Source organism: Phenylobacterium sp. (genome assembly GCF_035944335.1).
Lineage (GTDB): Bacteria > Pseudomonadota > Alphaproteobacteria > Caulobacterales > Caulobacteraceae > Phenylobacterium.
Map to the genome: position 1 here is coordinate 16158 of NZ_DASZBG010000018.1, position 23436 is coordinate 39593.

Here is a 23436-nt window from a genome sequence, read left to right on the forward strand (position 1 = left end):
CACACGACGTACGGGACGGCTCGGCGCGCATGAAGTTCCTCACCTTTTTGACGAATCAACCCGACAACGTGCTCACGCGCGCCCTGGCGGAGGGCAAGCGGCCGTTCATCGTCGCGGCGGTGTTCAGCTTCTTCACGAACCTGCTGTACCTGGCGCTGCCGCTCTACACCTACCAGGTGTACGGCCGGGTGATGCTCAGCCAGAACCAGGCCACGCTGTGGATCCTGACGCTGATCACCGTCTTCGTGTTCGCGGTCTCTAGCTCGATCGACGACTTCCGCGCGCGCATCCTGATCAACTACGGCGTCGTGCTCGACCAGCGGGTCTCGGGCCGCATCTTCTCGGGGCTGTTCGACGCCGCCGTGCGCGGCGACCCCAGCGCGCGATCGCAGGCGCTGCGGGACCTCGACACCTTCCGCCAGACGCTCACCGGCGTCGCCGCGGCGGCCTTCTTCGACCTGCCGTGGATCCCGGTCTTCGTGGCGGTGCTGTTCCTGATCAATCCGCTGGTGGGCATGGTCGCCCTGGTCGGCGGCAGCTCGCTGCTGGGCCTGGCGCTGATGCAGGAGCGGGCGATCCGCCCGGTGGCCAGGGAGGCCAACGACGCGGCGTTGAAGAGCTACGCCTTCACCGAGGCGGCCTTGCGCAACAGCGAAGTCGTGCGCGCCATGGGCATGCTGCCGACGCTGGGCTCCGCCTGGGCCCGCCACCGCGCCGTGACCATCGAGCGCGGGGCGGTGGCGGCCGAGCAGTCGAACCTCTACACCGACATCATCAAGGCCACCCGGATGGGCATCCAGGTGCTGGTGATCGCGGTCGGCGCGGCGCTGATCCTCGACCACAAGATGGCCCAGGGCATGATCTTCGCGAACATGATCCTGGTCAGCCGCGCCCTGCAGCCGATCGAGCGGATCGTGGGCGCCTGGGAGCCGCTCAACAACATGGCTCGCTCGCACGGCCGGCTGATGGCCCTGCTGCAGATGGCCGAGGCGCCGCCGCTGGCCACCTCCCTGCCGCGCCCGACCGGCCGGATGAGCGTCGAGGGCGTCAACTTTGCCCACCAGGGCGCCCCGCGGCTGCTGCTGAGCAACATCAACTTCCGCATCGAACCCGGCGAGATGCTGGGCGTGATCGGCCCATCCGGCGCCGGCAAGTCGACGCTCGCGCGCCTGCTGGTCGGCATCTGGCGGCCGGTGAGCGGCTCGGTGCGTCTGGACGGCGCCGACGTCTTCACCTGGGACCGCGCGGATTTCGGCAAGTACGTGGGCTATCTGCCCCAGGACACCGAGCTGTTCTCCGGCACGGTGCGCGACAACATCGCCCGCTTCCGCGACGGCGTGACCGACGAGGAGGTGGTGGCCGCCGCCTCGCTGGCCGGCGTGCATGAACTGATCCTGCGGATGCCGAAGGGCTACGACACCGACATCGGCGAGAGCGGCGTGGTGCTGTCGGCCGGCCAGCGCCAGCGCGTGGGCCTCGCCCGCGCCATGCTCGGCGAGCCGGCGCTGATGGTGCTCGACGAGCCCAACGCCAGCCTCGACGCCGAGGGCGAGGACGCCCTCCTGAAGGCCATCGAGGCCATGAAGGCCAAGGGCTCGACCGTGATCGTCATCGCCCACAAGCCGGGCATCTTCCGCTCGGCCGACAAGCTGCTGGTGCTGCGCGACGGCCGCATCGACCTGTTCGGTCCGAAGGACCAGGTGATGGCGCGGCTGATGAAGCCCGCCGAACAACCCGCCGAAGTGCGCTCGATCGAGGCTGGACGATGAAACTCGAGATCGGACCCGTCCGCTCCACCTACGTCGCCCCGACCTTCGGCGCCGACGACCGGCTGCCGCTCGACCCGCGCCTGCAGCACCGCTTGCGCCGCCCCATGCTGGTGGGCGGCGCGATCATCGCCACCCTGGTGATCGGGCTGATGGTCTGGGCCTCCGTGACGCCGCTCGCCTCGGGCATCAGCGCGCCCGGCCAGGTGACGGTGGAAGCCAATCGCAAGACCATCCGGCACAAGGAGACCGGCACCGTCCGGCAGATCTTCGTGAAGGAAGGCCAGCTGGTCCACGCGGGCCAGCCGCTGATCACCTTCGACGACACCGACAACAAGGCCGCGGTGAGCATCCTGCAGAACCAGGCCGACACGCTGATGAGCCAGACGGCCCGGCTGAGCGCGGAGGCGACCAACCGCCCGGCGCTGCAGTTCCCGGCGGAGCTCACCAGCCGCGCCGCCGATCCGACCGTCGCGGGGATGATTCGCGACCAGGATTTCCTGTTCACCAGCCGCCTGCAGCTCTACCAGAGCCAGGCCTCGATCCTGCAGCAGCGCCTCGACCAGATTCAGAACCAGATCGTCGGCGACCAGGCCCAGCTCGATTCGACCGAAGAGCAGCGCAAGCTGACCATCGAGGAGATGAGCGGCTACGAGACGCTGTACGCCAAGGGCTACGCGCCCAAGACGCTGATCCTGCGCTACCAGCGCCAGGTGTCCGACCTGGCCGGCAAGAAGGGCTCGCTGCTCGCCGACATCGCCCGGCTGCACCAGCAGATGGGCGAGACCAAGATGAATCTGGCCGCCCTGCGCGACAAGCGGCAGAGCGACGCCGCCGAGCAGCTGCGCGACACCCAGTCCAAGCTGGAAGAGGTGATGCCGAAGCTGGTGGCGGCGCAGGAGGCCGAGAAGGGCTCCGTGGTGACCTCGCCGGTCGACGGCTATGTGTTCAACCTGACGCAGTTCACCCCCGGCGGCGTGGCCGGCGGCGGCGAGAACCTGATGGACATCGTGCCCTCGAACTCGCCGCTGATGGTCACCGTGATGATCAAGCCGGAGGACATCGATCAGGTGCATGTGGGCATGAAGGCCCAGGTGCGGCTGGTCGGACCGAACCCGCGCTGGAACACCCCGCTGCCCGCCACCGTGGCGGTGGTCTCCGCCGACCGGATCACCAGCAAGGAGTCCGGGGCGTCGTTCTTCCGGGCCGATCTGCGGATCGATCCGAAGGACATGAAGGGCCTCGAAAAGAACGTGAAGGTGCAGCCCGGCATGACCGCGGCGGCCATGATCGTGACCGGGAATCGGACCCTCATGGGCTTCCTGATTCAGCCCATCGTGGACACCGTCAACCACTCCTTCCACGAGCAGTAGTTGCTCTTGGGAAACAGGGTATTGCGGGCCGTCTAGTCGCACCTAATAGGTGTTGCGCATCGGGCACGCTTCCGATACGTCTGGATGTGGGCTCGTTTAACCTACGCCGCGGCCATGCTATGGCGCTGGGGGAGATGGATCGCCGGGACTGCTCCAATAGGGTTTGGGGGTCAGGCGCACCGGGGTCCGTGTGACACAGACTGGAGAGACTAATGGCGACTTATATTTTTGAGACGATGACGCAGGCGCAGGCTTCGTCCTACGTCGCGGCGACTGACCAGATCGTCTTCAGCAACCCGACTTCGCACGCGAGTGCGACGTCGGTGGCGTTCACCGTTGTTGTGGTGCCGCCGAGCGCGACGTCTGCCGGCGCCACTACGGTGACCGGTGCTACCTTGACCGACCTGGTGACGGGCAAGTCCCTCGCCTTCGGCACGGGTGTTCTGGGCGAGAACGACTTCATCTTCCCGGACTCCTCGAAGCTGTTCATCGGTGACATCACCAACGACAACGGCGCTGCGGGCGCTTTCGCGAGCCCGAACGGCGACGCCCTGTTCGGCGACCTCGGCAACGACACCCTCACGGGCGTCGCTGGCAACGATCTGCTGCAGGGCAACCAGGGCAACGACAGCCTCGACGGCGGCGCCGGCAACGACACCATCTTCGGTGGCGCTGACGACGACACCGTGGTCGGCACGTCCGGCAGCGACTTCGTCCAGGGCAACAAGGGCAACGACTCGATCGATTACTCGGGCGACTCGTCCTCGAGCACCCTGCTCGGCGGTCAAGGCGACGACACCATCAAGGGTTCGACGGCCGCGGCCGGCGACATCCTCAGCGGTGACCTCGGCAACGACACCATCAACGGCGACGGTGGCAACGACGTCATCACCGGCGTGGACGGCAACGACTCGATCACCACCACGGGCGGCGCGATCAGCGTCGACGGCGGCATCGGCAACGACACCATCGACGCGTCGGCTCCGGCCTCCGCCTCGATCGTCGGCGGCGCCGGCGACGACAGCATCAACATCGGCGGTGGCGCCAACACCGGCCTGATCTTCATCAACGCCAATGCGGGCAACGACACCATCACGGCGTCGAACACCGGCACGGGCGGGACGCAGATCTCGGGCGGTCAAGGCGATGACTCGATCACCAGCTCTGGCGGCGCCAGCAGCTACATCGACGGCAACCTGGGTAACGACACCATCAACGCGGGCGCGGGCCAAGACACCCTCATCGGCGAAGACGGCAACGACATCATCAGCGTCACCGGCGCGGGCAATGACATCATCCAAGCCGGCACCGGCGACGATACCGTCAGCGACACCGGCGCGGGCAACCTGAACGTCGACCTGGGCTCGGGTACGAACCTGTTCTCCCACACGGCGGCGGGTAACGACACGATCGCCGGCGGCGTCGGCGCGGACAGCGTGGGCCTGACGGGCGCCGGCAACGACGTCATCACGCTCAGCGACGGCAACGACACCCTGAACTCGACCGGCACCGGCAACTTCAACGTCGACGCCGGCACGGGCAACGACAGCGTCACCGTCGGCGCGGGCAATGACACCATTGCCGGCGGCACGGGCGACGACACCGTCGCTCTGACGGGTGCGGGCAACGATACGGTGACCCTCGGTGACGGCAACGACACCGTGACCGCCGCCGCCGCCGTCACTTCGGTGAACGTTGACGCGGGCCTCGGCAACGACAGCGTCATCGGCAGCACCGGCAGCGACACCATCACCGGTAACGACGGTAACGACACGATCCACGGTGGCACCGGCTTCGACATCATGTCGGGCGGCAATGGCAGCGATAAGTTCGACTTCTCTGCCGGCGACTCCAACCCGCTCTCGGCGATCGGCACTCAGGACCGAATCCTCGACTGGCAAGGTGGCGTCACCTCGACCCCGGTCGACGTGCTGCACTTCGCCGGCGTGCCGGCCCTGACCTCGATCAACTCGGCCACGCTCTACCACGAGGACACGGCGACGGATTACAACTCCGCCACCGCGGTCGCGAGCACGCGCTTCGGCCAGAGCTTCCAGGTCGTTGCGGTTCAGGTGGGCGCCGACACGGTGGTGTTCGCCGATACCAACGGCAACCACTCCCTGGACTCGAACGACGACGCGGTGGTCCTGATCGGCCGTTCGCTGTCGGACATCGACTTCACGAACATCGTCTAAGCCCCACAAGGCTCAGACGGGACTACGAGGGCCGCCCTTCGGGGCGGCCCTTTTCTTTTCGGCTCTTCCACCGGGGCGGAAGGCTCGCTACAGCCATCGCCACCATGAGCAACGCCGCCCTCTACCTGCACCCCAACGGCTACGACACCAGCGGCCCTCAGCTGCTGGGCCGCATCTCGGCCGGGGAAAGCTTTCTGCGCGGCTACCTCCGCCACGCCGAGGTCGACCGCTACTATTTCTGGAACATCGCGGGACGCCCGGAGAAGGAGCTCAACGAGCTGCTCGAGCGGGTGCAGGCGCCGGCCAAGCCGGTCACCTGGATCGGCCAGACCAACCGCGGAGCCCTGGGCGGGGTGGGCGTGCTGAACATGCCGGTGCCCGGCCTCACCTCCGAGGCCTGGCTGCGCCGCCCCTTCGGGCCCAGGGCCTACGCCATCTGCGGGATCACCCACACCACCGCCACCGACCGCGTCATGCAGGCCATGGCCGAGATGCTGATCGCGCCCACCGAGGACTACGACGCGCTGATCTGCACCTCCAACGCCGTGCGCCACTCGATCGACACCCAGATGGGCGCCATGCGCGACTACCTGATGGGCGAGTACGGGGCGCGCAAACGGCCCGAGCCGATGCGGGTCACCATTCCGCTCGGCGTCAACGTCGAGGACTTCGCCACCTCACCCGAGCACCGCAAGGCCTGGCGCGAGCGGCTCGATATCCCGCAGGACGCGGTGGTGGCCCTGTTCATGGGCCGCTTCAACGTGCGGGCCAAGATGAACCCGGCGCTGATGGCCATCGCCCTGGAGCGCGCAGCCAAGGCCACGGGCAAGCCGATCTACTGGGTCAACGCCGGCTGGTCGCCGAGCGCCAAGGACGAGGAGACCTACCACGCCCAGACCCGCGAGCTGTGCCCCACCGTGCACTACCGCAGCGTGGATGGCCGGCCGCCGGACGTGCGCTTCACCATCTGGTCGGTCGCCGACTTCTTCATCAGCTTCTCGGACAATATCCAGGAGACCTTCGGCCTGACGCCGATCGAGGCCATGGCGGCGGGCCTGCCCTGCGTGGTCACCGACTGGGATGGCTACAAGGACACCGTGCGCCACGGCGAGGATGGCTTCCGGATCCCGACCGTCGCGCCGCCCCCGGGCGAGGGCGGCGACCTCGCCTTCTGGTTCGCCAACGCCTGGCTCAACTACGACAACTACGTGGGCGCGGCGGGCCAGTTCACGGCCATCGACTACGCCGAGGCCGAGGCCGCCATCACCACCCTCGTGCTCAATCCCGACGAACGCCGGCGGATGGGGGAGAACGCCAAGGCCCGCGCGCGCGAGGTGTTCGACTGGGCGGCGATCATCCCGCAATACCAGGCCCTGTGGGCCGAGCAGAACGCCCGCCGGCTGGCTGCGCCGCCCGCGCCGGCCACCCGCGAGAACCCCTACAAGCCCGACCCCTTCACCCTGTTCCAGAGCTATCCGACACGCCACCTGTCGGCCCGCACGCCGCTGACGCTGGGGCCCGGCGTGACCTGGGAGATGGCCGAGCCGCTGCTCCGCCACGCCCTGGTCAACTACAGCAATTTCCATCGCCCCACGCCGGAGGAATCGCGGCAGATGTTGGCCTTGATCGCCGAGCGGCCGGGGGTGACGGTGGGGGAGGTCGCCCAGGCGGCGGGGCCTGCCCGGCGGGCCTTCGTCGGGCGCGGCGTGCTGTGGCTCGCCCGCTACGGACTGATCACCATCGGCGCGGAGGGCTGAAGCTGGGCGAGCGAAGGCCCAAGACGCAAGCGGCCGGGCAGCGAACCTGAGGTTCAACCACCCGGCCAAAGCGACACAGCCATGGAGAGCTAGGCTGACCTCATACTTCTAGCGCAAAGCTCTGCAGGACGAAAGCCTATCCCTGATCACTTTTGCTTAACTTGACCGTTCGGCGCCCGCCGCGCCCCGACAGGAAACACCCAGTGCCTCAGATCAACTTCTCCGAGATCACGACGGAACAGGGCATGGCCATGGCCGACGGGCTGATGGAGGCCGGCCAGTACGATCTCGCCGCCAAGGTCTATCGCGCCCTGCTCTCCTCGGCCCCGGCGGCGATGAAGAACCGCCTGCGGGTGCGCGTTGGCCTGTCGAGCGTTCGCAACGCCCGAACGCCCATGTCCCACGGCGCCCTGAAGCTGCTGGAAGGTGGGATCCGCGACGTGTTCGTGGGCGAGGGCCTGGCGACCTGGTCCAAGACCATGGCCTTCTATGACGACGCGCGGTTCATCGAGCTGGCCGACCGACATGCCGACCTGCTGCCGCTGCCCAACTGGCACTGGAACCTGCAGACCGTGCTGTGGGCGGTGCGCCAGGCGCAGCACCTGGACGGCGACCTCGTGGAACTCGGAGTGTTCAAGGGCCACACCACCCTGTTCTGCGCCGAATATGTGGAGTTCGGCGACTGGCCGAAGACCTGGTTCCTCTACGACACATTCGACGGCATCCCCGACGACCAGGTCGACGCCAGCTTCAAGAAATCCAACGCCGTCTACAAGGGCACCTTCTCCTTCGAGGAGGTGCGCGACCGCTTCGCCCACATGGCGAACATCAAGGTCATCAAGGGCCGGGTGCCGGAGGTGCTGGCCAAGACCTGCCCGGACAGGATCGCCTTCCTGCACATGGACCTGAACAACGTCACCGCCGAGATCCAGGCGCTGGACGCGGTGTTCGACAAGATCACGCCCGGTGGGATCATCGTCTTCGACGACTATGGCTGGGCGGTGTCGCGGGCGCAGTTCGATGCGGAGAACGCCTGGTTCGCCAAGCGCGGGATGCAGATCCTGCCGCTGCCCACCGGCCAGGGGCTGTTCATCAAGCGCTGAAGGCTGGGGCGCCGCCGCCGAGCTGTTCTCAACAGCGCTCATCTATCTCGGATGGGCCATCTCGCGCGCCATCGCATCGTAGAACACCTGCGCAAAGCCCGGAGCGTCACCTAAGGGCCCGACGCGCAAGCGCTCGCGGAGGCCGCCGCGCAGCCTGGCCAGGCCCGTGGCGTCCAGCGCGAGGTCGCGCGCCTTGGCGGCGAAATCGGGCAGGCTGTCGGCAATGAGCGCCTCCAGTCCTGCGCCGGCAAGGATCGAGGCCCCGATCCGCTCATGGAAGGCCTTCCCGCGCAGCGTCACCACCGGCACGCCGCACCAAAGGGCGTCGAGCGTGGTCGTGCCCCCCGTGAGCGGAAAGGTGTCGAGGCAGATATCGATCTCGCCCAGCCGTTGCAGGTAGGCCGGCCCCGAGACCGCCTCGAAGCGTAGGCGGCTCTCGTCGACCCCTTGCTCGGCGAACAGCCGGGCGACGTTCGATCGGAAGATCGAGGAGGCCGCCTCCGGCCGGATGAACAGGAATTGCGAACCCGGGGTCTCCCGCACGATGGCGGCCCAGGCGCGCAATGCGGCCGGAGTATATTTGTAAGCGCCGCTGGTGGTGCCGAAGACCACGCCCTCTCGCGAGGCGCGGGGCTGAACGGGCGGCGCTCCGCGTTCAGCGAAGGCGCGCCCGAACGCGACCCAGCTGCGGGGCAGCACGAGCGGACGGACCCCGAGGTCCTCGGGATTCTCCGGCGCGTTGGCGGCGTCGCAGATGAAGCCGTCCACCGCCGCGAAGCCGGTGGCGAGCGGATAGCCCAGCCAGCTCAACTGCAACGGCGCGGGCCGCCAGGCCAGCACCTCCGGCCGGTTCGCGCCCGTCCAGCCGCCGAGGTCGAGAAGGATGTCGATGCCATCGCCGGCTATCGCCTGGGCGATGTCGCTGGGCGGCCTTCCCGCAAGGGCGCGGACCGCGTGCGCACGCTCGGCGAAGCGCGCCTTGAGCGGATCGGGCGGCAGGGGATCCAGATCGTAGATGTGCAGTTCGAACCGCCGGTCGGGGTGTTCGAAAAGCGGCTCGGCGAACAGGCCCACCGGATGCATCCGCAGGTCCGCGGACAGCAGCCCCAGTCGGATCGGTGCGCCGCCGCGCACGGAAGCGCGTCGTCGGATGGGCTGCTGCTGCGCCAGCTCCTCGAAGGGCGCGGCCGCGAGCCGATGCTGCGCCAGCAGCTCGCGCCGGTCTTCGGGCGTCTGCGCCCACGGCAGTTGCGCGAGCAACAGTTGCGGCTGCCCGGCCGCGACCAGCGCCCGGCCGATCTCGGCCCCACGCCCGAGCTGGGCGATCGCCTCGAAGTCCCACAGCCGCCCCAGCACCTCCCGCAGGCGCCGGAGCCGCGCCGCATCCCCCCCGCCGAGGGCGACGGCGCGCCGCGCCTGCGCCTGGGCCCCGGCCAGGTCCAGCTCCGGGCGCTTGCCGCGGGCGCCGGAGAGCAGGGCGGCCAGCGCGATCGGCGGCCCGACGTCGTTCGGCGCAAGCTCACCGGCCCGCCGGAGGCGGCGTTCCGCCTCCGCCGGATCACGCTCCACGAGCATCTCGCCCCAGTACGCTTGCACCCAGGCGGCATGCTCATGGCGCTGTTCGGCTGCCGCGAGGTGACGTTGCAGCCGGTCCGCGGCGCCGAAGCGCAGCATCAGCGCGGCCGCGCCCTCCGCCAGGTCCGCATTGTCGGGCTGGAGGTGGAGCGCCTCATCCAGCACGGCCAGCGCCGCCTCGGCGCCTCCAGCCGCCGCCGTCGCCTCCGCCAGCCGCAGCCAGACGCCGGCCACGGTTGGGTCGAGCTGCGTGGCGACGCGGAGCTCCACCGCCGCCTGGTTCGCCTGTCCGAGGGCTAGAAGGGCGCGGCCATGTCCCGCCCGGGCTGCGGCCGAGTGAGGATTGTGCCGGGCGAGTTCGGCGAACCGCGCCGCCGCCTCAGCCACGCGGCCGAGGTCGAGCAACACATTGGCGGCGTTCACCCGCGCGGCCGGCAGGTCGGGGGCCAGGTCCGCCGCCCGATCCAGCGCCGCCAGCGCCTCGGTCGGACGTCCGAGCTGGCGCAGAAGGACCCCATGGATGTTCCAGAGGGCCGCGTCCTCGGGAAACGCTTCGATCGCGGCGCGCGTCCGGCCCAGCGCGCGGACGTAGTCTCTTCCGGCGTAGAGGGCGCGCGCCGCCTCCAACGCGGCAGCCGCGGAGGCGTCCAGATCGGTCATCGACCCGCGGCGCCATCGCCGGCGACGGCGGCCAGCCGGGCCTGATCCCGGGCGTAGAGGGCCCGCAGGAAGGCCGCGTCCTCGGCGGTCAGCGCCGCATCCTCGAGTCTGGGGCCGACGAACACCTCGCGCGCCGCGGGCAGGCGCCGGGCGGCGGGCAGGCCCAGGAAGGCCCGCACGGCCGAAAGCGTCGCGAACGGGTCGTCGCGCAGCGCCTCGGAGCGGAGCACCAGCACCTGGTCGCGCGGGAACAGCCGGAACAGCCGCTCAAGCTGCTCGCCGTAGAAGCCGCGCTCGACGTAGGAGAACTCGCGGTGCGCGCCCCAGGGCCTGTCCGGCGTCGCGTCCTCGAACAGGCGCATGCGGCCCTGGCGGATGCACCAGGCGAAGGGGTGCGGATCGTGGCCCCGCACATGCTCCATCCGCCACTGCGACCAGGCCCGCTCCACGGGATCGCGCAGCAGGACGATCAGGCGCATGGCCGGATTGTAGGCGCAGATGCGTTCCAGGCAGTTCGGCCAATAGAGGTAGATCGGCGTCGCCTCGCCACACGGCCGGGACGGTCCCTTGGGGTCGGGCCCGGGCCCTCCGGCGGGATCGTCGAACAGGGCGTGATAGGGGCCATAGTCCGGCGCCGCCCAGTCGCGGGCGTCATCGTCGAAGAAGTGGGTCTCCTTGACCCGCGACAGGGCGACGTCGTCCATGTCCGACAGGTAGTCGAACAGCGCCGTGGTGCCCCCCTTCTGGACCCCGGCGATGATGAAGTTGACCCGCGGCGCCTCAGCCATGGCCTCCACATGCCCCGGCGGGCCCGGGCGCGGCAAGGCCTCGCAGGGGCGCCGCAGCGATTGGCGATTTCCCGACTGACGCGATAAGAGGGGCGCGATAAGAGGGGCGCGATCCGCGGTCCGCCCGCGGATGTGGGGGGCCAGGAGCCCGGCGAAGGCGGGATATGAAGACAGTCATCCTGGCAGGCGGCCTCGGCACGCGGATCTCGGAAGAGAGCCACCTGCGGCCCAAGACGATGATCGAGATCGGCGGCCGGCCGGTCCTTTGGCACATCATGAAGCTGTACTCGCACTACGGCTTCAACGATTTCATCGTCTGCCTTGGCTACAAGGGCTACGTGATCAAGGAGTACTTCGCCAACTATGTGCTCCATAACGCCGACCTGACCGTCGACCTCGCCAAGGGGGCCATCGAGTACCACGCCACCAAGAGCGAGCCCTGGCGGGTGACCCTGGTGGACACCGGGGCCGACACCATGACCGGCGGCCGCCTCAAGCGGGTGGCGCAATACCTGAACCCGGACGAGCCGTTCTTCCTGACCTACAGCGACGGGGTCGCCGACCTGGACGTCCGGGCGCTGGCCGACTTCCACAAGAAGCACGGGCTCGAGGCCACGGTCACCGCGGTCTCGCCGCCCGGCCGGTTCGGGGCCCTGGAGATCGCCGAGGGCAAGGTGGAGCGCTTCATCGAGAAGCCCCCCGGCGACAACGGCCTGATCAACGGCGGCTTCTTCGTGCTTGAGCCTTCGGTCGTGGACCGCATCGCGGGCGACGAGACCATCTGGGAACAAGAACCGCTGACCGGATTGGCGCACGACGGCCAGCTGATGGCCTTTCGGCACGACGGCTTCTGGGCGCCCATGGACACCTTGCGCGACAAGAATGTCCTGGAGGCCATGTGGGCGTCGGGCCAGGCGCCGTGGCGGCGGTGAACGCCGGCTTCTGGCGGGGCCGGCGGGTCCTCGTCACGGGCCACACCGGCTTCAAGGGCGCCTGGGCCGCCGTCTGGCTCAGGCAGCTCGGGGCCGAGGTCACCGGCCTGGCGCTGGCGCCCGACCAGACGCCGAGCCTGTTCGAGCTGGCAGGCGTCGGATCGCTCATCGACTCCCACCTCATCGACCTGCGCGACCGGGCCGCAGTGAACGCCTTCGTGGGCGCGCATGAGTTCGACCTCGTGCTGCACATGGCCGCCCAGCCCATCGTGCGCACCGCCGTGGCGGCCCCGGTCGACACCTTCGCCAGCAACATCATGGGCACGGCGCACCTGCTCGACGCCCTGCGCGCCCGCCCGCCCAAGGCCACCCTCGTGGTCACCTCCGACAAGGTCTATGCCAACGCCGAGACCGGCCGCGCCTTCGCCGAGGGCGATCCGCTGGGCGGCAAGGACCCCTATTCGGCCTCCAAGGCGGCGACCGAGATCGTCACCCAGAGCTTTGCCCGCAGCTATTTCGAGCCGGCCGGCGCGCCGCTCGCCACGGCCCGCGGCGGCAATGTGATCGGCGGGGGCGACTTCTCGGCCGACCGCATCGTGGCCGACATCGTGCGCGCCGCGCGCGCCCATGAGGCGGTGGTGCTGCGCCATCCCGAGGCGACCCGGCCCTGGCAGCATGTGCTCGATTGCCTGGCCGGATATTTCACCCACCTCGAGGCGCTGGCGACCGATCCGGCGACGCCGCGGGCGCTGAACTTCGGCCCCCGGCCCGGCGGGCCGCAGGTCACGGTCGGCGAACTCGCGACGCTCGGCGTCGAGGCGCTGGGCGGGCGGCCCTGGCGCCACGAACCCGATCCGACGTCGCTGGAGGCCCGCTCGCTGGCCATCGACGCCAGCCTGGCCAAGCGGTCGATCGGCTTCGAAAGCCGGCTCGACGCGCCCGCCGCGGTGGCCTTGACCATGGACTGGTATCGCCGGCAGGGCGCCGGCGAAGACGCACTCGCCTTGTGCCAGAGGCAGATCGAGGACTACGAAGCGGGCCGATGACCTCTGCCCCCCTCTGCCGCTTCTGCCGCACGCCGCTGACCCACACCCTGGTGGACCTGGGGGACCAGCCGCTGGCCAACAGCTATCTCACGCCCGAGCAGCTCGCCGCGGGGGTGGAGGCCGCCTATCCGCTGCACGCCCGGGTCTGCCACGCCTGTTTCCTGGTGCAGGTGGACGACGTGGTGCCGGCCGAGGCGATCTTCGACGAGGGCTACGCCTATTTCTCCTCCTATTCGGCGAGCTGGGTGGAGCACGCCCGGCGCTACGCCGAGGCGATGACCGAGCGGTTCGGCCTGGGGCCCGAGTCGCTGGTGGTCGAGGTGGCCAGCAACGACGGCTACCTGCTGCAGCACTTCGTGGCCAAGGACGTGCCCGTGCTCGGCATCGAGCCCACCGCCAATACCGCCGAGGCCGCCCGCGCCCGCGGCGTGCCCACCGAGGTGGTGTTCTTCAATGCCGAAACCGCCCGCCAGATGGCGGCCCGTGGCGTGCGCGCCGACCTGATGGCCGCCAACAACGTCCTGGCCCACGTGCCGGACATCGCCGGCTTCGTGGCGGGCTTTCAGCATGTGCTGAAGCAAGAGGGCGTGCTGACCTTCGAGTTCCCGCACCTGCTGAACCTGATCGAGAAGGTGCAGTTCGACACCATCTACCACGAGCACTTCTCCTACCTGTCGCTCTTGGCCGTTGAGCAGGTGCTGCGGGCCAATGGGCTGCGCCCCTTCGATGTGGAGCTCCTGCCGACCCACGGCGGGTCGCTGCGGCTGTTCGTCTGCCACCTGGGCTCGGGCCGCGAGGAAACCCAGGCCCTGCGCGCCCTGCGGGCCCGCGAACAGGCCGCCGGCCTCGACCGGATCGAGACCTACGACGGCTTCACGCCAAGGGTGGAGGCGGTGCGCACGAGTTTCCTGAAGTTCCTCGAAGACGCCGAGGTGGAGGGCAAGCGGGTCGCGGCCTATGGCGCGGCGGCCAAGGGCAACACCTTCCTCAACTATTGCGGCGTGACGGCCCGCCAGATCGTCGCCGCCTTCGACGCCAATCCGGCCAAGCAGGGCCGCTTCCTGCCGGGCAGCCACGTGCCGATCCTGGCGCCGTCCGAGGTGCCGCGGATCAAGCCCGACTTCCTGCTGATCCTGCCCTGGAATCTCAAGGACGAGATCAGGGCCCAACTGTCTTTCATCGACGGCTGGGGCGGCCGGTTCGTGACCGCTTCGCCGGAGACGCAGGTGATCGCCTGATGCGCTTCACCGAAATGGAGATCGCAGGCGTCGTCCTCGTGGACATCGAGCCGCAGGGCGATGCGCGGGGCGCGTTCGCCCGCCTGCAATGTCCCGACGAGTTCGCCGCCGCGGGACATCCCTTCGTTCCCGCCCAGACCAGCCTGTCGCGCAATCCGCAGGTGGGGACCTTGCGCGGCCTGCACTACCAGAGCGCACCCCACGCGGAGGTGAAGCTGGTGCGCTGCGTGCGGGGCCGCATCTTCGACGTGGCGGTGGACCTGCGGCCGGCCAGCCCGACCCATGGGCGCTGGACCGCCGCCGAACTCAGCGCCGACAACGCCCGCGCCCTGCTGATCCCGCAGGGCGTGGCCCACGGCTTCCTGACCCTGGCGCCGGAAAGCGACGTGCTCTACCAGATCGCGCCCAGGTTCGAGCCCGGCCACGAGGCCGGCGTCCGCTGGGACGATCCGGCCTTCGCCATCGCCTGGCCCATGGCGCCGGTCATCCTCTCGGATCGCGACGCCGGCTATCCGGATTATCCGGCCTGAACTGCGGGGGCTGAGCGGCGCGGCTCAATCTGCTAGAGAAGCCGACCGAATAGGACAGGTTCGCTTATGCCCAACGACAAGGCGCTCGAAGCGCTTTCCAAAATCGCCGAGACCGAGGACTGGCGCGCGGCCTTCATCCGCGGGCTGATCGCCTTCGAGCATGAGATCAAGGCGCCCGGCGTCGACGTGCGCGAGGAGATCACCGGCCCGCTGGTGGACGCCCTGTTCGACGACGACCAGGTGATCAAGAAGACGCTGTCCAGCGGCGTCACCTTCGAATTCCTCTACCGCTCGAAGATCGCCCGCGACTTCGTGATGAGCGAGCCGCAGGCGCCCGACCATGCCTGGGAGCCGCAGACCAGCCGCATCCTGGTGAACCTGGCCAAGGGCGCCAAGCAGGTGGTGATCGGCGGGGCTTACTTTGGCGACCACGCCGTGCTGATCGCCCGCGAGATCGCCCCGGGCGGCGGGGTGGTCCACGCCTTCGAGCCGAACAACGAGCAGCGGGCCATGCTGACCCGCAACGCCGAGCTCAACGGCCTGACCAATATCCGTCCGCGGCCGGAGGGGCTGTGGTCGGATTCCAGCACCAGCCTGAAGCTCGTGGGCTACGACAGCTTCGCCACCGCCGAGGTGGCCGAGGCCGGCGCCGACGACGGCTTCCAGACCGTCACCATCGCCGACTACCTGACGGCGGCCGGTGTCGACCGCCTCGACCTGATCGTCGTCGACATCGAAGGCGCCGAGCTGGGCGCGCTGCAGGGCGCCGAGCCGTTCCTGGCCCAGCCCAAGGGCCAGGCGCCCAACATCCTGTTCGAGGTGCACCGGCACTATGTCGACTGGTCGGATGGCCTGCCCAACACCGAGATCGTCCGCCTGCTCACCGACCACGGCTACTCGGTCTATGCGCTCAGGGACTTCAACTCGAACTATGATCTGTCGGGGCGGCCTATCGAGCTGATCCCGGCCGACGCCGTGCACCTGGAAGGCCCGCCGCACGGCTTCAACATGGTGGCGGTGAAGGATCCGGCGATCTTCGAGACGGACGCCTACAAGATCGTGCGCGACGTCTCGCCGAAGCTGCTGCGGCACAAGGATCCGAAGCTGCACCATCCGGTCGGAGGGCTCTGAGCGTCTTGGGGCGGCTGGCCACCATCGTCGGCGCCCGGGGCTTCGTGGGCGCGAGGCTCCAGGCCCGGCTGGCTGCCGACGGGTGGGACATCCATGCGCCGAAGAAGGGCGACCCGGACCTGCTGACCCGCGACCTCGGCGTGGTCTTCTATTGCGCCGGCCTGACCGCCGACTACGACCGCCGCCCCTTCGACACGGTCGAGGCCCACGCCACCCTGGTGAGCCGGATCATCGAGGCCGATCGGTTCGATGGGCTGGTCTATCTCTCCTCGACGCGGCTCTATGACGGACTGCCGAAGGCCCAGGTCGCGGAGCACGAGCCCCTGGTGTTCGATCCGATGGATCCCCGGCGGGTGTACGACCTCTCCAAGGCGCTGGGCGAGAACCTGACTCTGACGCGGGCCGCCGGCCGCGGCCGGGTGGCGCGACTGGCCAATGTCTATGACTGGGAGGCCGGCGCGCCGGGGTTCCTCTCCGAATGGCTGATCCGGGCGCGCACCGAGCGGAACATCGTCCTGGACTCCAGCCCGGCCGTGGGCCGCGACTACATCCACCTCGACGATGTCGTGGCGGCGCTGATCGCGATCGCCCAGACCGAGACGCCGGCGATCTTCAACGTGGCGAGCGGCGAGCTGGTGACCAACGCCGAGATCGCCGAGGTCTTCGAGGCGGCGGGCTGGAGGGTGAGCTTCACCGGCCAGGCGACGCCCGCGGCGCCGCCCAACGCCAGCATCGCGCGGCTCACGGCGCTTGGCGTCCGCCCGGCGAGCGTCAAGGATGTGGTCGCCGGCTATCTGAAGGGGCTCGCATGAAGCTTCGCGACCATACCCGCCAGAGCCTGATCGCCTACACCACCGCCCAGTGCGCGGCGGTGGTCCCCGACGGGCGCGAGGCGGCCTTCCGCGGCGCGGTCGAGGCGCACATCGACGAGGCGCTGGAGCGGCTACACCGCTGCATCAACGGCTGCGCGCCCTGGCGGCCCGACGAGTTCAACGTCCTGCAGTCCTCGCAGCACACCATCTATCTGTATTATTTGGCCAATACGATCTGGACGCGGTCCGGCGACACCGAGGCGCCGACCCGCCTGTTCCTGATGAACAAGGCCTTCAACGGCATCGACCTGTTCTACGAGATCGCCATGCCGGAGGTGTTCTACATCGGCCACAGCGTCGGCATCGTCCTGGCCAAGGCCACTTATGGGAACCAGTTGGTGCTCTACCAGGGCGTCAACGTCGGACGGCACAAGGACCAGATCCCGGCCATCGGCGACCGGGTGGTGCTCTATCCCTATTCGTCCGTGGTCGGCCGCGCGGTGGTGGAGGACGACTGCGTGATCAGCCAGGGCGTCCGGGTGATCAACAAGCGCACGCCCAAGGGCTCGCTGGTGTTCGCCGGCGACAAGGCGGGAGAGCTTTCCTTCCGGCCGCGGCCGGACGACCTGCTGAAGGAATATTTCAGGCTCTAGCCATGGCCTTGGCCGGCGTCTCGGCGACCGCGCGGGCGATCATCTCGTAGAAGTCGCGAGCGAAGGCCTCGCCCTGGCCGAGCGGGCTCTGCTTGATCCGGTCCCGCAGCGTCAGCCGCAGGTCGCGGCGCCGTTCGCGGTCGGCGGCCAGCGACAGCGCGATCTCGGTGAAGCCCGCCAGGTCCGGGGCGCAGAGCTCGCCCACGCCCGCGTTCGAGAGGATCGAATAGCTCAGCCGCTCGAAGAAGGCCTCGCCGCGCAGGCTCACCACCGGCACGCCCATCCACAAGGCCTCGCAGGTCGTGGTGCCGCCGGTGAGCGGGAACGGGTCGAGGGTGATGTCGACCTGGTTGTAGAACGCCATGTGGGCGCCGCGCACGGTGTGGAAGATCACCCGATCGGCGGTCACGCCCTCGGCGGCGAACTCGGCCAGGATATTGGCGCGGAAGCTGGCGGTGCCGCCCTCCGGCCGGATGAAGGCGAACTTCGACCCCGGGACCTTGGCGACCACCTGGGCCCAGGCGCGCAGCACCGGGCGGCTGTATTTGTGCGGATTGTTGGCCGTGCCGAAGGTGAGATAGCCGGCCCGCTCCTCGGGCAGGCCCTCGACGATGGGATGGTTGTCGGAGAACATCCGCCCCAACGCCAGCCAGCTGTGCGGCATCACCAGCGGCGTTTCGATCATCAGCTCCGGGCGGGTGGGCCGGCTGAACGGGTCGCAGATGAAATAGTCGATCGTCGAGAGACCGGCGGAGTGCGGATAGCCCAGCCAGCTCGCCTGACGCGGCGCCGGGCGCCAGGCCATGACGTCGAGCTTGTTCATATGGGTCGTGCCGCCGAGCTCGATCAGCATGTCCAGCTGGTCGTCGGCGATCATCTGGGCGGCGTCGCGGGAGCTGATGTCGGGGCGCCAGCGGAACTCGGCGACCTGCTCGCGGATGTGCCGCTGAGCCGGGTCTTCCTGGCCCTGGTAGTAGGAGTAGCAATAGAGCTCGAACCGGTCGCGATCGAAGTGGTCGAACAGCGGCAGGGCGAAATAGGCCACCGGGTGGCGGCGCAGGTCCGAGGACATCAGCCCCAGCCGGATCTTGCCGTCGGCGGGGCGCGGCGGCGGCTTGCGGATGGGATTCTTGGCCGCCATGGCCTCGACATCGCGGCCCCAGATGCGGTGCTGCTCCACCAGCTCCAGCCGGTCCTCGTCGTTGCGCACCCGGGCCATCTGCTTGAGGAGCGCGGTGTGGCGGCCGCTCTCGGCCCAGATGCGGCCCACGTCGCGGAACGAGCCGAGCTGCTCCAGCGCCTCGAAGGCGCAGACCCGGATCAGCACCTCGGCGGCGATCTTCAGATGGGCGGAGGCGGTGATCTTCTCGCGGGCCATCAGGCCCTTCAGCAGGCCGTAAGCCTCCTCGATATTGGCGCCCTCGTCGCCGGTGCGGGTCCGCTCCAGGCTCTCGATGAAGGCCATCAGATAGTCCGTCTGGTCGGGGCCGAGCGCGATGGCCTTGCGCAGGTACTGGTTGGCCCGCTCGCGGTCGTAGTCGGTGACAGTGGCGCCGAGCTGATAATAGACCCAGCCGGTCTCCGGGAATTTCGGCAGCAGCTCCTGCAGATAGGCCTCGGCCTTCCGCAGCTCGCCGGCCCGGCGCAGCAGGATGACGCGGGCCTCATGGAGCCGCGGCTCATCCGGATTGGCGGCCATCGCCTTGTCGAGCGCCTCGTGGGCCTGGGGCTGGCGGTGCAGTTCGTTCATGGCGCCGACCAGGTCGAGCCAGGCTTCGATATAGGTCTTCTTCAGGGCCACGGCCTGGCGCCAGCGGACCATGGCCTGTTCGAGCTTGCCCTGCTTCTGCAACGCCCGGCCCAGCTGGCGCTGGTACTCGGCGTTGCGCGGATCGCCGCGGGACAGCTTGGCGAAGGCGGCCTCGGCGCGGGGTCCATCGCCCAGGTCGAGCAGGATGTTGCCGCGGTTGATCTGCGGCGCCGGGAGCTTGGGATTGAGCCTGATGGCCTCGTCCAGCGCCGCCACCCCTTCGGCATAGCGTTTGAGCTGGCGCAGGAAGACACCCCGCAGGTTCCAGAACTCAAGCTCCTTGGGGAACCGCGCCAGCGCCTTGGCGGACCAGGCCTCGCCCTCGGCGTGGCGGCCGGTGCGGTAGAGCTGGGTCAGCAGCACGCGATAGACCTGCGCCGGCTGTTCCGGGGCCTCGTTCAGGCCCTCGACGAGCAGGCCGATGGCGTCTCCGGTCCGGCCCGCCTTCAGCGCCTCGTCAACCGCGTCCCAGCGCTGGTTCATGCCTTGCCTACTTCGCCTTCCCTCCGCCCGCGGAGGGAGGCTTAGATCGCCGGAGCCACGATGGAAACCCCCTGGGACGCAGGCCCGCTCAGCGGCGGCGGCTGAACCGCCACTTGAGCGCCAGGATGGTCGCCGAGAGCAGCAGGCAGACGATGTTGGAGCCGGCCACCGGCCAGCTGCCGATCAAGACGCCGTAGGCGATCCACAGGCTGAAGCCGGTGACGGTGACGATGTACATCCGCAGCGAGACGGACGAGGCGTCGCGCTCGCGCCAGATCTTCACGATCTGCGGCCCGAAGCTGGTCATCGAGCATAGGGCGGCGGCGACGCCGACGGTGTTGGCGAGGAGGCTCACGGGGGTCAATCGCTCTGCGGGAAACTGACGATGGCCACAAGGCCGGGGTCGGCCGGGGCGAACTCGATCTCGCCGCGCAGCTGCTGGGCCAGCAAGGCGACCAGGGTCGCGCCGAACCCGCGCGGGGCGGCGAGGCCCGCGGGCAGGCCGATCCCGTCATCCGACACGACCAGGCGAACCCGCCGGTCCGCGGCGCCGAAGCCGACCCGGATCGCGCCGGGGCGGCCGGGGAAGGCGTGCCTGAGGCTGTTGCGCACCAGCTCGCCAACGATCAGCGCCAGGGGCGCGGCCTGGCGCGCCGGTATGGCGACCGGCGCCACCTCGAGTTCGAGCCGGACGTCCTCGCGCCGGGCGTTCCCCACGGCGTCCTCGGCAAGGTCGCGCACCAGCCCCGAGGCTTCGAAGCGCCTGGGGTCGTCGGTGACGTCGAGCCGGCGGTGCACGCCCGAGACCGCGGCGACGCGGTCGAGCGCGCCGCGCACGATCTCCCGCTGGGCGCCCTCGGGGGTCTTGCGCAGTTGCAGGACGAAGACCGAATTGATCAGCTGCAGATCGTTCTTGATGCGGTGGTCGACCTCGCGCAGGCGCGCAGCGAGCCGGTCGGTCTGCGCCTCCAGCTCGGCGATCCTGTCGCGTTCGGCGTCGGTCATCGGCTCCGCCCGGTTCCCCTCATCTATCAGACAAAGGCGCCGCTTCGGTCGCGGTTCCACGCCGCGCCGCGCTGGCCGCTTGACCGCTTGCGGCCGCGACCCTAAGCGCGGGCGGCATGAACATCCTCCTGGTCGGCTCCGGCGGACGCGAGCATGCGCTCGCCTGGAAGATCGCGCAGTCGCCGCAACTGTCCCGGCTGGTGGCCGCGCCCGGCAATCCCGGCATCGAGCGTCTCTGCGAGGTGCGTGCGGTCTCCGCCACCGATGTCGCGGGCCTGCTCGCCCTGGCCCAGGAGATCGCGGCCGACCTGGTGGTCGTCGGGCCCGAGGTGAGCGTCGCCGCCGGCCTCGCCGACGCGCTGCAGGCCGCCTCCATCCCCTGTTTCGGGCCGACGGCGGCGGCGGGCCAGCTGGAGAGCTCCAAGGCCTTCACCAAGGCCTTCTGCGACCGCTACGGCCTGCCGACCGGCGCCTACCAGGTCTGCGAGACGCTGGGCGAGGCCAAGGCGGCGCTCGACCTGTTTGCCGCCCCCTATGTGGTCAAGGCCGACGGCCTGGCGGCCGGCAAGGGCGTGGTGATCGCCGCCACGCGGGAAGAGGCCGAGGCGGCCGTGGAGGACGCGCTCGGCGGCCGGTTCGGCGCGGCGGGCGCGCGCGTGGTCATCGAGGAATTTCTGGAGGGCGAGATCGGCTCGCTGTTCGCGCTATGCGACGGGGCGACTTCGATGCTGTTCGGCTGGGCCCAGGACCACAAGCGGGCCTTCGATGGCGAGCAGGGGCCGAACACCGGCGGCATGGGGGTCTATTCGCCGGCCCCGGTGTTCACGCCGCAGCTGGTCGAACAGGTGCGGACGCGGCTCGTCGAACCCGCCTTCGCCGGCATCGCGGCCGACGGCGCGCCCTATCGTGGCGTGCTGTTCGTGGAGCTGATGGCCACTCGTGACGGGCCCAAGCTGGTGGAATTCAACGTCCGGTTCGGCGACCCGGAGTGCCAGGCCCTGATGCTGCGGCTGGAGAGCGACCTCGCGCCCTATCTGCTCGCCTGCGCCACCGGCCGGCTCGCGGAGATGCCGCCGCCCCAGTGGCGCGACGAGGCGGCGATCTGCGTGGTGATGGCCGCCAAGGGCTATCCGGGGACGCCCCGGGCGGGCGGCGAGATCCGCGGCGCGGAGGATGACCTGGGCGAGGGCGTGGTGGTCTTCCAGGCGGGCACGACGCGCGACGCGAAGGGCGCGCTGCGCGCGGCGGGCGGGCGGGTGCTGAACGTCTGCGCCACGGGCCCGACCCTGCAGGCGGCCCGCGACCGGGCCTATCGCGCCATCGGCAAGATCGACTTCCCCGACGGCTTCTGCCGGTCCGACATCGGCTGGCGGGCCCTGCAGCGCGAGCTCGGCTGACGCTCCCGCCTTGCCCGGCCGCGCACCGGGCCGGTAAAGTGGTTCAAACAAGCGTAAGAGGGGCAGGAGCGCGCCATGGCCGTGACCATCGAGACCGCCGCCGAACAAGCGCGCGAGCAGGCCAACACCGGCACCAAGCCCGTCGCCGAGACCCACAAGTTCGACGAGGCGTCGCTGGCCCGCTGGATGGAGGCCCATGTGGCCGGCTACCAGGGCCCGCTGGAGGTGCGCCAGTTCAAGGGCGGCCAGTCGAACCCGACCTACCAGCTGATCACGCCGGCCAAGAAATACGTCCTGCGCCGCAAGCCGCCGGGCAAGCTGTTGCCCTCGGCCCATGCGGTGGACCGCGAGTACAAGGTGATCACCGCGCTGGGCGCCACCGGCTTCCCGGTGGCCAAGACCTACGGCCTGTGCGTCGACGACGGCGTTATCGGCACCTGGTTCTACATCATGGACATGGTCGAGGGCCGCATCCTCTGGGACCAGAGCCTGCCGCAATACCAGCCGGCCGAGCGCACGGCGATCTTCCGCGCCAAGATCAAGACGTTGGCGGCCCTGCACAACACCGACTACGTCAAGATCGGCCTGGAGGATTTCGGCAAGCCCGGCAACTACATGGGCCGCCAGGTCGACCGCTGGACCAAGCAGTACAAGGCCTCCGAGACCGAGCACATCCCGGAGATCGAGCGGCTGATCGACTGGCTGCCGAAGACCCTGCCGGCCCAGGAGCGGACCTCGATCGTCCACGGCGACTACCGGCTGGACAACATGATCTTCCATCCCACCGAGCCGCGGGTGGAGGCCGTCCTCGACTGGGAGCTGTCCACGCTCGGCGAGCCGCTGGCCGACTTCACCTACTTCCTGATGAACTGGGTCAACGGCACGATCTCGCAGATCCCGGACCTCAAGGCCCACGGCATCCCCACCGTCGAGGAGACGGTCGCCTACTACTGCGAGCTGACCGGCCGCTCGGGCCTGCCCGACCTCTACTGGTATTTCGCCTACAACGCCTTCCGCCTGGCGGGCATCCTGCAGGGCATCGTCGGCCGGGTCCGCGATGGCACCGCCAACCACCCCGACGCCGCGGGTCAGGCCGATCGGGTCAAGCTCCTGGCCCAGGCCAGCTGGCGCTTCGCCCAGCGGGCCGGCGCGGTGGCGTAGTTTTTTCCTGACCGTCATGGC

General features: G+C 69.4%; 19 protein-coding genes. 14 read left to right on the top strand and 5 right to left on the bottom strand.

Translation table 11 applies throughout. From position 1 onward, the window contains the following. The first annotated feature begins 47 nt into the window (after window positions 1-47). The 5 genes from VGT80_RS03930 to VGT80_RS03950 all read left to right on the top strand — a co-directional run bounded on the left by VGT80_RS03930 (window position 48) and on the right by VGT80_RS03950 (window position 8194). Window positions 48-1769: a type I secretion system permease/ATPase gene (locus tag VGT80_RS03930; protein ID WP_327453090.1), complete on the top strand. Its 1722-nt coding sequence runs from the start codon at window positions 48-50 to the stop codon at window positions 1767-1769. Further along, a complete protein-coding gene (locus tag VGT80_RS03935; RefSeq protein WP_327453092.1) occupies window positions 1766-3139 on the top strand; it encodes an HlyD family type I secretion periplasmic adaptor subunit in 1374 nt (457 codons plus the stop codon). The genes VGT80_RS03930 and VGT80_RS03935 overlap by 4 nt, the downstream gene beginning before the upstream one ends. Window positions 3140-3351: 212 nt before the next feature. Further along, window positions 3352-5334 (top strand): calcium-binding protein, encoded by a 1983-nt coding sequence (locus VGT80_RS03940; protein ID WP_327453094.1) that lies wholly within the window; start codon window positions 3352-3354, stop codon window positions 5332-5334. Between the two features lie 104 nt (window positions 5335-5438). Further along, window positions 5439-7091 carry a glycosyltransferase family 4 protein gene (locus VGT80_RS03945; protein ID WP_327453096.1) on the top strand — a complete coding sequence of 551 codons (1653 nt, stop codon included), beginning with the start codon at window positions 5439-5441 and terminating at the stop codon, window positions 7089-7091. A gap of 203 nt (window positions 7092-7294) precedes the next feature. Then, window positions 7295-8194: a TylF/MycF/NovP-related O-methyltransferase gene (locus VGT80_RS03950; protein WP_327453098.1), complete on the top strand. Its 900-nt coding sequence runs from the start codon at window positions 7295-7297 to the stop codon at window positions 8192-8194. A gap of 42 nt (window positions 8195-8236) precedes the next feature. Here VGT80_RS03950 and VGT80_RS03955 read toward each other — a convergent pair whose 3' ends face one another. Both VGT80_RS03955 and VGT80_RS03960 read right to left on the bottom strand, forming a co-directional pair. Then, the gene (locus VGT80_RS03955; protein WP_327453100.1) at window positions 8237-10429 is read right to left on the bottom strand and encodes a tetratricopeptide repeat protein; all 2193 of its coding nucleotides are present in this window, start codon (window positions 10427-10429) and stop codon (window positions 8237-8239) included. Continuing rightward, window positions 10426-11217: a sulfotransferase domain-containing protein gene (locus VGT80_RS03960; RefSeq protein WP_327453101.1), complete on the bottom strand. Its 792-nt coding sequence runs from the start codon at window positions 11215-11217 to the stop codon at window positions 10426-10428. The genes VGT80_RS03955 and VGT80_RS03960 overlap by 4 nt, the downstream gene beginning before the upstream one ends. 164 nt (window positions 11218-11381) lie before the next feature. On the opposite strand from VGT80_RS03960, the gene rfbF reads away from it, so the two are divergent. The 7 genes from rfbF to VGT80_RS03995 all read left to right on the top strand — a co-directional run bounded on the left by rfbF (window position 11382) and on the right by VGT80_RS03995 (window position 17559). After that, the gene (rfbF, locus tag VGT80_RS03965; protein ID WP_327453102.1) at window positions 11382-12149 is read left to right on the top strand and encodes a glucose-1-phosphate cytidylyltransferase; all 768 of its coding nucleotides are present in this window, start codon (window positions 11382-11384) and stop codon (window positions 12147-12149) included. Continuing rightward, complete coding sequence (gene rfbG / locus VGT80_RS03970; RefSeq protein WP_327453103.1) at window positions 12116-13195, top strand: CDP-glucose 4,6-dehydratase; 1080 nt, start codon at window positions 12116-12118, stop codon at window positions 13193-13195. The genes rfbF and rfbG overlap by 34 nt, the downstream gene beginning before the upstream one ends. Further along, window positions 13192-14433: a class I SAM-dependent methyltransferase gene (locus tag VGT80_RS03975; RefSeq protein WP_327453104.1), complete on the top strand. Its 1242-nt coding sequence runs from the start codon at window positions 13192-13194 to the stop codon at window positions 14431-14433. Before rfbG ends, VGT80_RS03975 begins: the two co-directional genes overlap by 4 nt. Further along, on the top strand, window positions 14433-14963 hold the full coding sequence (gene rfbC, locus VGT80_RS03980) for a dTDP-4-dehydrorhamnose 3,5-epimerase (RefSeq protein WP_327453105.1): 531 nt from the start codon (window positions 14433-14435) through the stop codon (window positions 14961-14963). Before VGT80_RS03975 ends, rfbC begins: the two co-directional genes overlap by 1 nt. A 66-nt stretch (window positions 14964-15029) precedes the next feature. Further along, window positions 15030-16094: an FkbM family methyltransferase gene (locus VGT80_RS03985; protein WP_327453107.1), complete on the top strand. Its 1065-nt coding sequence runs from the start codon at window positions 15030-15032 to the stop codon at window positions 16092-16094. 5 nt (window positions 16095-16099) lie between these two features. After that, window positions 16100-16906: an SDR family oxidoreductase gene (locus VGT80_RS03990; protein ID WP_327453109.1), complete on the top strand. Its 807-nt coding sequence runs from the start codon at window positions 16100-16102 to the stop codon at window positions 16904-16906. Beyond that, entirely contained in the window at window positions 16903-17559 is a 657-nt protein-coding gene (locus tag VGT80_RS03995; protein ID WP_327453111.1) for a hypothetical protein, read from the top strand. Before VGT80_RS03990 ends, VGT80_RS03995 begins: the two co-directional genes overlap by 4 nt. On the opposite strand, the gene VGT80_RS04000 is transcribed toward VGT80_RS03995, so the two are convergent. From VGT80_RS04000 to VGT80_RS04010, 3 genes are all read right to left on the bottom strand, one after another. Then, window positions 17549-19852, bottom strand: coding sequence for a tetratricopeptide repeat protein (locus VGT80_RS04000; RefSeq protein ID WP_327453113.1), 2304 nt, complete (start codon window positions 19850-19852; stop codon window positions 17549-17551). The two genes, VGT80_RS03995 and VGT80_RS04000, sit on opposite strands and share 11 nt — an antisense overlap. Before the next feature lie 88 nt (window positions 19853-19940). Continuing rightward, window positions 19941-20207: a SemiSWEET transporter gene (locus VGT80_RS04005; protein ID WP_327453115.1), complete on the bottom strand. Its 267-nt coding sequence runs from the start codon at window positions 20205-20207 to the stop codon at window positions 19941-19943. Between the two features lie 5 nt (window positions 20208-20212). Then, window positions 20213-20857, bottom strand: a complete 645-nt coding sequence (locus VGT80_RS04010; RefSeq protein ID WP_327453117.1) for a sensor histidine kinase — start codon at window positions 20855-20857, stop codon at window positions 20213-20215. Window positions 20858-20973: 116 nt separating this feature from the next. On the opposite strand from VGT80_RS04010, the gene purD reads away from it, so the two are divergent. Together purD and VGT80_RS04020 are read left to right on the top strand one after the other, a co-directional pair. Next, window positions 20974-22254, top strand: coding sequence for a phosphoribosylamine--glycine ligase (purD, locus tag VGT80_RS04015; protein ID WP_327453119.1), 1281 nt, complete (start codon window positions 20974-20976; stop codon window positions 22252-22254). Window positions 22255-22329: 75 nt separating this feature from the next. Then, complete coding sequence (locus VGT80_RS04020) at window positions 22330-23415, top strand: phosphotransferase (protein WP_327453121.1); 1086 nt, start codon at window positions 22330-22332, stop codon at window positions 23413-23415. Window positions 23416-23436: the final 21 nt, after the last annotated feature.

Excerpts from the sequence above, each read along its gene's own strand:
- VGT80_RS03995 (WP_327453111.1), top strand. The coding sequence starts at position 16,903 with ATGAAGCTTCGCGACCATACCCGCCAGAGCCTGATCGCCTACACCACC.
- VGT80_RS03945 (WP_327453096.1), top strand. The coding sequence starts at position 5,439 with ATGAGCAACGCCGCCCTCTACCTGCACCCCAACGGCTACGACACCAGC.
- VGT80_RS04000 (WP_327453113.1), bottom strand. The coding sequence starts at position 19,852 with ATGAACCAGCGCTGGGACGCGGTTGACGAGGCGCTGAAGGCGGGCCGG.
- VGT80_RS03975 (WP_327453104.1), top strand. The coding sequence starts at position 13,192 with ATGACCTCTGCCCCCCTCTGCCGCTTCTGCCGCACGCCGCTGACCCAC.
- purD (WP_327453119.1), top strand. The coding sequence starts at position 20,974 with ATGAACATCCTCCTGGTCGGCTCCGGCGGACGCGAGCATGCGCTCGCC.
- VGT80_RS03960 (WP_327453101.1), bottom strand. The coding sequence starts at position 11,217 with ATGGCTGAGGCGCCGCGGGTCAACTTCATCATCGCCGGGGTCCAGAAG.
- rfbC (WP_327453105.1), top strand. The coding sequence starts at position 14,433 with ATGCGCTTCACCGAAATGGAGATCGCAGGCGTCGTCCTCGTGGACATC.
- VGT80_RS03985 (WP_327453107.1), top strand. The coding sequence starts at position 15,030 with ATGCCCAACGACAAGGCGCTCGAAGCGCTTTCCAAAATCGCCGAGACC.
- VGT80_RS04010 (WP_327453117.1), bottom strand. The coding sequence starts at position 20,857 with ATGACCGACGCCGAACGCGACAGGATCGCCGAGCTGGAGGCGCAGACC.
- VGT80_RS03940 (WP_327453094.1), top strand. The coding sequence starts at position 3,352 with ATGGCGACTTATATTTTTGAGACGATGACGCAGGCGCAGGCTTCGTCC.
- VGT80_RS03935 (WP_327453092.1), top strand. The coding sequence starts at position 1,766 with ATGAAACTCGAGATCGGACCCGTCCGCTCCACCTACGTCGCCCCGACC.
- VGT80_RS03955 (WP_327453100.1), bottom strand. The coding sequence starts at position 10,429 with ATGACCGATCTGGACGCCTCCGCGGCTGCCGCGTTGGAGGCGGCGCGC.
- rfbF (WP_327453102.1), top strand. The coding sequence starts at position 11,382 with ATGAAGACAGTCATCCTGGCAGGCGGCCTCGGCACGCGGATCTCGGAA.
- VGT80_RS04020 (WP_327453121.1), top strand. The coding sequence starts at position 22,330 with ATGGCCGTGACCATCGAGACCGCCGCCGAACAAGCGCGCGAGCAGGCC.